The following is an 11,873-nucleotide window of genomic DNA, read 5'->3' as shown; positions in this document are numbered from 1 at the left end:
TATCATGGGAAAAGCAACAGGATTTTTAGAATTTGATAGATTGGCTCCTCAGAAAGAGTCTATAGAAAACAGAAAACAAAATTATCAGGAGTTTGTACATCCTTATTCGGAAGAACAACTTAATGGGCAGGCAGCACGCTGTATGAATTGCGGAATCCCTTTCTGCCATTCAGGCTGCCCTCTAGGAAATGTAATCCCCGAATTTAACGACGCTGTATATGACGGAAAATGGGAAGATGCTTACAACATTTTAGCGTCTACAAATAATTTTCCTGAGTTTACAGGTCGTATATGTCCTGCTCCATGTGAATCGGCATGTGTATTGGGCATAAACAAAAACCCGGTAGCTATCGAGGAAATAGAGAAACATATTATTGAAATAGCCTATAAAAAGGGATATGTAAAACCCAATAAGTCCTATATAAGAACAGGCAAGACTGTCGCTGTAATCGGCTCGGGTCCTGCAGGACTTGCTGCTGCGGCCCAATTAAATAAAGCAGGTCACGATGTCGTCGTGTACGAACGAGACGATAAGGTCGGTGGTTTACTTCGCTATGGTATCCCCGATTTCAAATTAGATAAATCGATCATCGATCGTCGAGTCGATATCATGAAAGAATCTGGCATAGTATTCCGTACCAATGCCGAAGTAGGCGGTAATATTCCAACAACAGAATTAGATCAATATGATGCTGTGGTTTTATCTGGAGGATCGACAATTCCACGTGACCTAAACATTCCTGGTCGGGAACTGAAAGGTGTTCACTACGCGATGGAGTTCTTAAAACAACAGAATAAGCGTGTCGGCAGCTCAACAATAGACGTTCCAGAGATCCACGCCCAAGGTAAAAATGTCCTGGTAATCGGAGGAGGAGATACCGGATCAGACTGTGTAGGCACATCCAACCGCCATGGCGCCAAATCGGTGACGCAATTTGAACTGATGCCCCAGCCACCCCAAAGTCGTACCGAAGCGATGCCTTGGCCCAGCTACCCTATGCTGTTAAAGACTACAACCTCCCACGAAGAAGGCTGTCAGCGCCACTGGAGCATTAGCACCAAAGCATTTTTGGGTGATGAAAGCGGGCAATTACGTGCAGCTCTTGTTGTAGACCTGGAATGGGAAACAGATGCGCTAGGAAGACCCACAAAATTTAAGGAAATTGAAGGCTCTGAAAAAGAGATTCCTTGTGAACTGGTTACCCTCGCAATGGGGTTCCTGCACCCACAAAAAGAAGGATTATTACAGCAGTTGGGCATAGCGCTAGACGAACGAGGCAATGTAAAAGCGGCGGAAGGCATCTATCAAACCAATGCAGACAGGTATTTTGCGGCAGGCGATATGCGCCGTGGTCAGTCTCTAGTGGTATGGGCCATATCCGAAGGACGGGAATGTGCTCGTAAGGTGGATGAATATTTAATGGGTAGCACCGAACTGGAAAGCAAAGAAGCCGTATACCAATACGCTTAACTAGTAAATCTAATCATCAATCTATATTTTTTCTATCAGACCTCTCCGAGCAATCGGAAAGGTCTTTTTTAATTATAACATATATTCCATAACAAACCTAAAACACAAAATAATATTTCGAACAAAAAACAAAACGTAAAAATATATTTCATACAATTGAATTTTTCATATTTTTGCAGTCGATTTAAAAGATCAATTGTAAATAGACTTCATGATTCGTACCATCAATCATTTTTTCGGTAAGGAGTTTGCCAAGGATGCATTAAGAAACATCCTTGTGATCTTACTCCCCTCTATACTGCTTTTCTACACTATAGGTCTAAATCCTGCTATAGCTTTTGCCGTTGGTGTAACATTATCCTCGTTGACTGATCTTCCCGGAAATCGTCAGGACAAAACAATGACAGCAATATGGTGTACCGCTCTATTTGCGCTTACTGCCTTTTCCACATCCATGGCACTTCATTATCTATCTTGGGGCATATTACCAATTTTAGCTATTTGGGGGTTCAGCTGCACGATGTTAATAGTCTTAGGTCAAAGATGGGCTGTTATCGGAAATCTGACGCTGATTGTTATCAGTTTTACTATCGGGCTTAAACCGCAAGATCCACTAAGTTTTACACTATACTTCACTCTTGGAACACTAGGTTTCTTTACCGTTAGTCTTATACAAGTCTATTTATCACCTTATCGTTCTTTGAAATACGCAATGAAAGAAGGTTTTGAACAGATGGCCATCCTCCTGCAGGTAAAAATAAAGTGTTACGACGAAAACATACCTCTTGAACAGGTGTATAGAGAATTAAGTATATTACACATTAAAATCTCTGAACAGCTGGAAAGTATACGTTCGCTGTTGCTTCGCGAAAAGGCGCTAATCTCCTCCTGTGAAAATTCGGAACTGGTCTGGTTAAATAAAATCTATCGCTTAATTGACCTTTATGAACTACTAATGGGGATTGATACCGACTATGAAACAATCCGCGAAAAACTCAAACATTCGGAAGGACTTCCCATAATCAGGCGTATCCTTTTGTTACTCTCTGACGAAATCAAGGATCTGGAAAATTTTAGCCCCTCATACTCAACCAAGCAGCAGATCAGCACAAACATACAAATACTAGAACAGATACTGAGCAGATCAGACAACGGAAACAAGGCGTTAATCAATCCGATAGTAATACATATCAAACATATCAACGCGATAATTCAACAAACTCAAAAAACGACTATTGTACAGGATTCGACTTGGGTAAACACTGCCGCCTATAAAAATTTTGTCCCTTCGACTAATAAACGACAGGTAATCGCAAAACATATCAAGACTAAATCCCCTATATTTATTTATTCGGTACGCATGGCGACATTGCTGATTCTTTCGGGTCTGGTCGGCTATACCCTACCTGAATACCGTTATGCCTCGTGGATCATACTCACGGTCATTCTTGTTGCACGGCCTAGCTATGCTAATACGCAAAAAAGAAACTACCAGCGCATTGTCGGTTCAGTAATAGGTATTGCAGTCAGTCTACTTATCACGCTCTTCATAGATGGTTCGCTATCATTGCTGTCAATTGCTGCAGTAACACTTTATGGTTTTTTCCTGTTCAACAAACCAAACTACTTGATTTGCGTTATATTCATCACCGTTGCAGCCATCTTGTCACTACACCTATACGAGGGTGATATATGGGACTTGCTTAGTAGTCGTTTAGCCTTCACCCTATTGGGATCGCTTTTCGCACTCATAGGATGCCTTGCTCTCCCAGTCAACCATCGTAGCACGATGAAGACACTCTCCGATACGCTCATTGATAATTATCAAAACTATTACAACAAGCTTCGCACTCGACTTTGCGAAAATAACATAGACCATCAAGAACTGAGACTTGCCCGAAAACATGCTCAGACATCATTGGCTCTACTTTATGATAACCTTGATCAATTCCAAAAAGAGCCACGTTATAAAAAACAAGACTGGAGTGATATCGCTTCTTTCCAGACCCTAGCTTATCGTATCAACGCATTGTTAGTAGGTATATCAGTCAGTATCACAAAATCGATAGCATACGAAAATGATACGGCCCTCTTAAAACGTCTCGACAATATCGAAATACTAATCCATGACCTAAACATACTGGGCCAATCCGAAAAACTTACGCATAAAGCGCATAAACCATCAACAACTGTAAGTTAAAGCACAATACTCTACTAGTTTAGTATATTTTTTCAGAAAAATAATATACTTTTACATCTTGATGCGAATATCGGGAGACCATTGTTCGGGATATACGACAGATTTCCATTTTTACACGCTACGTCACCTCGACCTTGTGGAGAGGTCTATGGACTATTTAGCGGTAACTACATCGTTAGATGTCTCCACTACGGTCGACATGACGGCGAAACGATTAGTAAACAAAATTGGATTTTTGCCGCGCACCCAATAATGCTTTCAAAGAAATAGCTTATTTTTGACACGGGTGTAGACGAGTGGTAGATTGTCGGTATAGATTTGATACGTATGACATCTTCATGATAGTTTCCCTATGGTTCTTTTGCTACGTTTTATGTATGTTTGCACCTAATTAAGAATTATTCTAAAGAGATTAGTGACCCAACTTTTAATCCATATCATTGTACCTGTCGTCATCTTTGGCTTTATTGCGTTATTCACCCTATTCGCGGTTTATGCAGAACGCAAGATTGCTGGTTTTGTACAGGATCGTTTGGGACCGATGGAGACCGGAAAATATGGTCTTCTTCAGACAATTGCCGATATACTCAAACTTTTACAGAAAGAATTCATTACACCGAAGGCCGCAGATCGATTATTATTTGCTGTAGCACCTATCGTCATATTTGGCGCTGTATATGTGGGATATGCAGTCATCCCTTGGGCACCCGACTTTTTGCCGGCGGATACACATACTGGACTATTCTTTATTATGGCAGTAGTCTCCATTGATGCCATAGGAATCTTGATGGCTGGATGGGGTTCGAACAATAAATACGCTATACTGGGATCGATACGAGCTATAGCTCAGATGGTATCTTATGAAATTCCTGTTGGATTATCTTTGATCGCCGCAGTCATGATTACCCAGACCCTAAACCTTAATGAAATTGCGATGCAACAAGGTGTAATGGCTAATCAGGATATTTTCTTTTTGGGTATTTGGAATGTCAAAGATATTGGCGGCATTCTGGCTTGGCATATATTTCAGGCCCCACATCTTATCTTAGTATACCTCATTTTCTTTATAGCATCATTAGCAGAATGTAACCGTGCACCATTTGATATTCCTGAGGCAGAATCCGAATTAATCGGCGGATTTCATACAGAATACGGAGGAATACGCTTTGCATTCATCTTCCTGGCAGAGTATGCCATGATGTTTTTGGTAGCGATGTTAGGGGTTGTTATCTTTTTAGGTGGATGGAACACACCTCTCCCTAATATCGGGATAGCTAGACTCGCAGACTGGACAACAGGACTGGGATGGGGTATCTTTTGGACATTGATTAAATCGCTGACTATTGTCGGTATACAGATATGGATACGATGGACATTGCCCCGTTTTAGGGCTGACCAACTGATGAATCTATGTTGGAAAGTAATGATTCCACTTGCATTTGTATGCATGGCCATATCGGGATTGTGGCGCATTTTGGTGATGGTGTAAGGAGGTGAACAAGGTGACAAGGGTGAAGGAAGTGATGATTTAGGAAAGTAATAAATAATAGTTAGATGTGAGCTTGAAAACAAGAAGGAAAACATCACCTTCATAACATTCATCTCCTCGATCACTAATAAAAACAATTTGATTTTAAAAACAACGATACAAGGATTTACTACGGCTGTTAAAGGGTTACTTTTGACGATCCGGCATCTTTTTGGCGCACGGAAGACACGGCAATCCTTAGATATCCGACAGGAGGACTACTTTGAAAAGCAACAAGGGGTTACCACAGTACAATTTCCAAAAGAAAAAATGCCCATCCCCGAGGTAGCGCGTTATCAATTGGAGGTCGACATTGATGACTGTATTGTGTGCGACCTATGCGCAAAGGCTTGCCCTGTAGATTGTATCACTATTGAATCGATCAAATCGCCGGAAGCTATTGGCAAGACATCCGATGGGTCGGTAAAAAGACTGTACGCAGCACAGTTTGACATAGATATGGCCAAGTGCATGTACTGTGGACTATGCACCGTAGTATGCCCGACCGAATGTATCACCATGACCAACCAATACGACCGCAGCACGACACAACTTACGGATCTAATTTACGGGTTTGGAGAAATGTCTGACGAGGAGGTGGCACAACGTAAAGCGGAATGGACTAGATTTCAAGCTGAAAAGGAGGCAGCAAAGAAAAAGTAAAGAATATGGAGGAACTTGTATTTTATGCTTTTGCAACCTTAGCCATAGGCTCAGCACTTCTGGTAGTCAACTTAAGAAATACAGCACGTGCTTTGTTTCTATTTTTCGTTACGCTATTTGCTATGGCGGGACTATTTATTTTCGCTTTAGCAGATTTTGTCGCGATAACACAGGTTATGGTTTACGTAGGCGGTGTCTTAATCCTAATGATATTCGCTTTTATGCTATCTAACAAGGAATTGTTAAATGATCTACAAAACATGTCGGGCAGATTTCTATCCCTCCCCAGCTGGCAATCACTGCTCCTTTCACTAGGTTTTCTCGCGGTTATGCTATGGGGTATCATGGAATGGCAGCAACAGACTCCAGATTGGATTATCCAAAATATAAGACATGGAGATATCATACAGCCGAAAGACAATAATATTCAGCAATTAGGCTTAAAATTCATGACGCAATATGTATTACCTTTTGAGGTGATTTCGGTATTTCTTCTGATGGCACTAATAGGTGCCGCCCATCTATCTAGGAAGGAGGAGCAAAAATGATCACGTTAACCCATTTTTTGGTTGTCAGTGCCTGCATTTTTTGCATAGGCCTGTATACCGTGTTAGCCAAACGGAACGCTATAATGATATTAGTCGGCATCGAGTTGATGATTAACGCAGCCATACTCAATTTGGTAGCATTCGGCCGTTATGACAAGATCAACTACTCAGGCCAGGTATTTGCCTTATTTGCAATTGTATTGGCCGCCGCTTCGGTAGCTGTTGCATTAGCTATTATTCTCAACGTATACCGATATTATAAAACTATTAATCCAGACCATATTACTGATCTGCGTGACTGATGAAGGAGCTGTTAAACATATCGCCAATTAATGCCAGTATACTTGTTGTGCTATTCCCCTTTATTGCCTTCGTTATTCAAGCAATACAAGGAAAGAAATCAAGTTCTGGATTACTGTCAATCATCGCCATTATATTAAGCACGCTATTATCAGGAGGGTTTGTATTTGCTGAAATCTGGAACAACATACCACAGCATGTTAGCTACGACTGGTTTCGTATAGGCAATAAAACATTTACGATCGGAATTCTGCTCAACAACCTCACGGTATTAATGCTATTTATCGTCTGTATCGTGGCCCTCCCTGTCCATATCTACTCTAAAGCTTATATGAAGGGAGATCCAGGTATACACCGTTATTGGATGTACCTTAGTCTTTTCTGTTTTGCGATGTTGGGACTATGTATCTCCAGAAATCTATTGGTATCCTATATTTTCTGGGAGCTGGTCGGCTTTGCTTCTTATCTGCTAATCGGTTTTTGGTTTACAAAAGAGGCTGCCGTAGCGGCCAACAAAAAGGCGTTTCTCATCAATCGTATTGGAGACTTAGGCTTCTTGATTGGTATAGCTGCTGTATTTACGTCATTCGGTACGCTCGACCTCGTTGAATTATTCGGTAAGGAAGGTCTAGTCTATTCTGGATTTGACAAAGAGGCTGGATTGATGACACTAGCGGGCTTAGGCTTCTTTCTTGGAGCCATGGCCAAGTCTGCGCAATTCCCATTACACATATGGCTTCCTGATGCCATGGAGGGACCAACCTCTGTATCCTCACTGATACATGCAGCAACTATGGTTGCAGCTGGGGTATTCTTACTATGTACGACATTTCCCTTATTCAACGACACCGTCTTGTTGATCATTACGATCATCGGCACTGTTACAGCTGCGTTAGCTGCCTATTTCGCGTGCGCCCAGTATGACATCAAAAGAGTTTTGGCCTTCTCCACCATATCACAGCTGGGGTATATGATGGTCGCTGTCGGTATTAGCGCCTGGGACGCGGCCTTGTTCCACTTGGCTACACATGCCTTTTTTAAATGCCTTCTTTTCTTATGTGCAGGAGCAGTCATCCACGAACTTGCGCATGCTAAGATAGAATCTGGGGATGATTTCGACCCACAGGATTTACGCAATATGGGGGGGCTCCGCAAACAAATGCCAAAAACATTTATTCTGATGACTATAGCCTCACTGGCACTGGCAGGATTTCCGCTTACTTCGGGTTTTCTATCCAAAGATGCTATTGTCATCGCAAGCTTTGAGTGGGCTATCCATCTCGGCAGCGCGTATATTTTGATTCCGATTACACTAATATTGGTGAGTATACTCACCGCGTTCTATATAGGCCGTTTGATTTTCAAAACGTTTTTCGGCACACCACAACTACCAAAGCAGACTGTGAAGCAAATCCATGAGGCGCCCAAAACGATGCGCTACCCGATGTACTTCTTAGCTATTTGTTCTTTATTCTTCGTTTTTTCTCTAAATCCTATTTCCTACCATCAATCGGGTATACTACAGGGATTCTCTGTAGATTATGCTTTCGGAGAAATACATAGCCTACATATCGCTATACCTATACTACTTACCATATCGGCACTTTTGAGCTGGTGGTTGGGTTATAGATGGTATGCCCAAAACAAGTATCCGTTAAATGCAAAAAGCAAATGGATTACCGCTGCGACAGAACAGGGAAATATCAATGAAATTATAGAAAAGAACGTAATTCAACCTACATTAAAACTTAGTCAGATAAGTTTTTGGGTTGACAGAAATATAGTAGACGGAGCAGTGGTATTCGTACGACAATGTACTTTGGCCCTATCGAAAGTAGCCTCCTGGTGGGATAAATACATCGTCGACGGGCTGGTAAATGCTATCGCAGGCACTGCTTACTATATCGGCCATTTATTAAGATGGGTACAAAACGGGCGTTTACAAAACTATTTAGGTTTTGCTTTTACCGTTGTTTTAATTGGAATACTTTATTTGATACTACGATAGCATGGGATTACTATCATTACTCCTATTTTTACCGTTGGCAGCAACATTATTAATTTTGTTGCTACCATCCAACCTGCGACAAACTTACAAGTACATTGCATTATGCATCACTTTTGCACAATTTGTCTTGGCAGGAGCTCTTTATCTACAGTTTGACCAATCAGCGTCTGGAATAAATATTGTAGAGGGCTATCAATTTGTCGAACAAGTACCTTGGATACGTCTCGCTCTAGGTGAGCTCGGTCGGTTAGAAATCGACTACTTCCTCGGCGTAGATGGAATATCCCTACCCCTTATCGTCTTAAGTGCTTTTGTTATGTTAATGGCCATCGGCGCATCTTGGAATACGAGCAAAAGCCCCAAGGGGTACTTTGCATTATTGATGTTGCTCAATATGGCTGTCATCGGAATTTTCACCGCTTTAGACTTCTTTTTATTTTATATTTTCTATGAAGTTATGCTGCTACCACTCTATTTCTTGATCGGAATATGGGGTGGGGCTAATCGGGAATACGCAGCGATGAAGTTCTTTATATACACGCTGTTTGGGTCGGTATTTATGCTGCTCATCATTGTAGGACTCTACTTTTCCGTAATCAATCCGGAGACAGGGGCACACACCTTCAATATGTTGTATATGATGAATCCAGACAACTACGTTGACGGATCTTTCTTTGCATACCTTAATAATTACAACGAAGTATTAGGTATTCCTGCGCGTATGCTTGGATTTATTGTGCTGTTTATTGCTTTTGCAATCAAAGTACCTATCGTACCCTTGCATACCTGGCTACCCGATGCCCACGTTGAAGCTCCTACACCTGTATCCATCATTTTAGCGGGTATCTTACTCAAAATTGGAGGATATGGAATCATCCGTGTCTGCTTTAGTATATTTCCAGACGCTGCGGTTGATGCAAACTGGTGGCTCGGGCTTATCGGTGTTGTATCGATATTATATGGAGCATTGAATGCTTTGGCGCAAACCGACTTAAAACGTCTAATAGCCTATTCTTCGGTCTCTCACATGGGATTTGTGCTACTCGGGTTGGCCTCGATGACGGCCGAAGGAGTGTCCGGAGCAATGTTCCAGATGATCAGTCATGGTTTCCTTTCGGCAGCCCTATTCTTCTTAGTCGGTGTTATCTACGACCGTGTACATGATCGCAATATATATAGCTTTAGAGGTTTGGCGGGGCTCATGCCTACTTATACTGGATTTGTAGCTGTTGCTTTCTTCGCCTCACTGGGATTACCGGGATTTTCAGCCTTTATTGGGGAAGCTTTTGTGATAATTGGCACCTTCAATGCCGAAAGTGTAGGAACTGGTATTCCCAGATGGATGGCCATTGCAGGTTCTGTAGGAATACTCCTCAGTGCCGTATACTTCTTATGGACATTGCAACGGATGTTCTTTGGGCAGACAAGACTAAAAGGTGGAGAAGCATGGGCGACCTCACTAACAGATGTTTCCTGGAGAGAGCGGATCGTCCTATTCCCAGCTTTAGCACTAGCGCTTGCATTGGGGATAATGCCGGCTATAATATTTGACACCGTTAACAGCAGTGCACTCAACCTCATCTCGTTATTATCGACTTATTTGTAGTAACTATGGAAGGATCTACCACGCAGCTTACTTCTCTTCTAGATCAGATTATGATATCTATTCCGGTGTTCAAACCGGAACTCGTACTAATCTTTGCTTTCCTCGGAAGTATTCTATCCAGTCTATTTTTCGACCAACGTTGGAAATACGGCTCCTTTACTATCACTGTGCTGGGGATATTACTTTCTGCTTACTTCGTTTTTCTGCAACTAGGCCAGCTCCATACTGGATTCTTTGGCATGCTACTTATAGACTCCTTCGCAGTCTATTCTAGATTGATTATACTACTGGCCTTGTTGCCGATCTTAATCCTGCTTCAACAATATGCTGGACATAAGGGGCTAAAAAATCTAGGCGATATGTATTCTATCTTGCTTGCAGCGACTGTAGGCATAAACTTACTAACGATTAGTACGAATTGGCTGATGGCATTTATTGCTATCGAGACCGTCTCCATTAGCTCATACATTTTGGTAGGTTATCTATTTGAAAACAGGAAGCAATCGGAAGCCACAATGAAATATGTCTTGTTCGGATCAGTATCTGCTGCAGTGATGCTATATGGACTTTCCTTGATTTACGGTTTCACGGGGAATCTAGATTTTACCAGTCCTGCACACATTCAAGGATTAATCTCGGCACCACAGGTAATGTGTAGTATCGCTTTACTTTTTGTTTTTGTAGGTATAGGCTTTAAATTAGGTTTCGTGCCTTTCCACTTATGGACACCCGATGTCTATGAAGGCGCACCGACTCCAATTACAGCTTTTCTTTCAACAATCCCCAAAATCGGCGCATTGATTTTATTTGAACGGCTGTTTCAGGCGTGGGCATCTACGCTATTTTACTTTAGCGAACTTACCCTGCTCTTCGTTGTTGTAGTGGCCATCGTCACGATGTTGATTGGTAATTTAATCGCTCTCCGTCAATCTAATGTAAAACGAATGATGGCTTACTCATCGATAGGTCACACCGGTTTTCTACTCATGGCTATCATCACCGCTCCTACTTCAGATCATCACGTATTGTTATTCTACCTGACGGTGTATACAATTACGAATATAGGGGTATTTGCAATTATACAATTACTGGAACAGTCTATTGGTTCTACCGAACTCGCCGCATACAGCGGCCTCGGAAAAAAGGCACCTCTGTTGTTTACATTCTTTACTATTCTAGGCATTTCTCTCGTAGGTCTACCACCTACAGCGGGTTTTATTGGTAAACTTTTGGTATTTACATCTACTTTTGATCTGTACCAAAGTACAAAAGATATTCCGATTCTTCTACTTCTAATAACAGGGGCACTCACCTCGGTAATTTCCTTATTTTACTATTTCAAAGTACCACTGTATGCATTCCTTCGTAAAGAAGAGACGGAAACTCAGACCACGCTATCGGGATCAGCGCTTGTGTACGGGATAACTATTGTATTAGGTATTGCTACCTTGTTGTTAGGGATATTTCCTAATTTGCTATCCGACTTATTTGACTAAACGAAGATCTTATATTCCTCTTCAACTTAGTTAGCGGTAAAAAGATATAGAAT

9 protein-coding genes are annotated in these 11,873 nt (G+C 41.7%); all 9 read left to right on the top strand.

Going from position 1 to position 11,873, the window contains the following annotated elements; genetic code table 11:
* Nucleotides 1-4 precede the first annotated feature (4 nt).
* The 9 genes from B5X76_RS02905 to B5X76_RS02865 all read left to right on the top strand — a co-directional run bounded on the left by B5X76_RS02905 (nucleotide 5) and on the right by B5X76_RS02865 (nucleotide 11,820).
* Nucleotides 5-1,471: a glutamate synthase subunit beta gene (locus tag B5X76_RS02905; RefSeq protein WP_079641062.1), complete on the top strand. Its 1,467-nt coding sequence runs from the start codon at nucleotides 5-7 to the stop codon at nucleotides 1,469-1,471.
* 211 nt (nucleotides 1,472-1,682) lie between these two features.
* Complete coding sequence (locus B5X76_RS02900) at nucleotides 1,683-3,671, top strand: FUSC family protein (RefSeq protein ID WP_079641059.1); 1,989 nt, start codon at nucleotides 1,683-1,685, stop codon at nucleotides 3,669-3,671.
* 415 nt (nucleotides 3,672-4,086) lie between these two features.
* Complete coding sequence (gene nuoH / locus B5X76_RS02895) at nucleotides 4,087-5,160, top strand: NADH-quinone oxidoreductase subunit NuoH (RefSeq protein ID WP_079641057.1); 1,074 nt, start codon at nucleotides 4,087-4,089, stop codon at nucleotides 5,158-5,160.
* 141 nt (nucleotides 5,161-5,301) lie between these two features.
* Nucleotides 5,302-5,862: a 4Fe-4S binding protein gene (locus tag B5X76_RS02890; protein WP_176140990.1), complete on the top strand. Its 561-nt coding sequence runs from the start codon at nucleotides 5,302-5,304 to the stop codon at nucleotides 5,860-5,862.
* 5 nt (nucleotides 5,863-5,867) lie between these two features.
* Nucleotides 5,868-6,410: an NADH-quinone oxidoreductase subunit J family protein gene (locus tag B5X76_RS02885; protein WP_079641052.1), complete on the top strand. Its 543-nt coding sequence runs from the start codon at nucleotides 5,868-5,870 to the stop codon at nucleotides 6,408-6,410.
* On the top strand, nucleotides 6,407-6,712 hold the full coding sequence (nuoK, locus tag B5X76_RS02880; RefSeq protein ID WP_079641050.1) for an NADH-quinone oxidoreductase subunit NuoK: 306 nt from the start codon (nucleotides 6,407-6,409) through the stop codon (nucleotides 6,710-6,712). Before B5X76_RS02885 ends, nuoK begins: the two co-directional genes overlap by 4 nt.
* Nucleotides 6,712-8,718: an NADH-quinone oxidoreductase subunit L gene (gene nuoL / locus B5X76_RS02875; RefSeq protein WP_079641048.1), complete on the top strand. Its 2,007-nt coding sequence runs from the start codon at nucleotides 6,712-6,714 to the stop codon at nucleotides 8,716-8,718. Before nuoK ends, nuoL begins: the two co-directional genes overlap by 1 nt.
* A gap of 1 nt (nucleotide 8,719) precedes the next feature.
* The gene (locus tag B5X76_RS02870) at nucleotides 8,720-10,324 is read left to right on the top strand and encodes a complex I subunit 4 family protein (RefSeq protein WP_079641046.1); all 1,605 of its coding nucleotides are present in this window, start codon (nucleotides 8,720-8,722) and stop codon (nucleotides 10,322-10,324) included.
* A 5-nt stretch (nucleotides 10,325-10,329) separates the two neighbouring features.
* Nucleotides 10,330-11,820 (top strand): NADH-quinone oxidoreductase subunit N, encoded by a 1,491-nt coding sequence (locus B5X76_RS02865; protein WP_079641044.1) that lies wholly within the window; start codon nucleotides 10,330-10,332, stop codon nucleotides 11,818-11,820.
* Nucleotides 11,821-11,873: the final 53 nt, after the last annotated feature.

The sequence above is a fragment of the Sphingobacterium nematocida genome (assembly GCF_900168125.1).
Classification (GTDB): Bacteria; Bacteroidota; Bacteroidia; order Sphingobacteriales; family Sphingobacteriaceae; genus Sphingobacterium; species Sphingobacterium nematocida.
The sequence above is the reverse complement of the archived record's forward strand: the minus strand, read 5'-3'. Positions and strand labels throughout refer to the sequence as shown.

Excerpts from the sequence above, each read along its gene's own strand:
- B5X76_RS02905 (WP_079641062.1), top strand. The coding sequence starts at position 5 with ATGGGAAAAGCAACAGGATTTTTAGAATTTGATAGATTGGCTCCTCAG.
- B5X76_RS02865 (WP_079641044.1), top strand. The coding sequence starts at position 10,330 with ATGGAAGGATCTACCACGCAGCTTACTTCTCTTCTAGATCAGATTATG.
- B5X76_RS02885 (WP_079641052.1), top strand. The coding sequence starts at position 5,868 with ATGGAGGAACTTGTATTTTATGCTTTTGCAACCTTAGCCATAGGCTCA.
- B5X76_RS02870 (WP_079641046.1), top strand. The coding sequence starts at position 8,720 with ATGGGATTACTATCATTACTCCTATTTTTACCGTTGGCAGCAACATTA.
- B5X76_RS02900 (WP_079641059.1), top strand. The coding sequence starts at position 1,683 with ATGATTCGTACCATCAATCATTTTTTCGGTAAGGAGTTTGCCAAGGAT.
- nuoL (WP_079641048.1), top strand. The coding sequence starts at position 6,712 with ATGAAGGAGCTGTTAAACATATCGCCAATTAATGCCAGTATACTTGTT.
- nuoK (WP_079641050.1), top strand. The coding sequence starts at position 6,407 with ATGATCACGTTAACCCATTTTTTGGTTGTCAGTGCCTGCATTTTTTGC.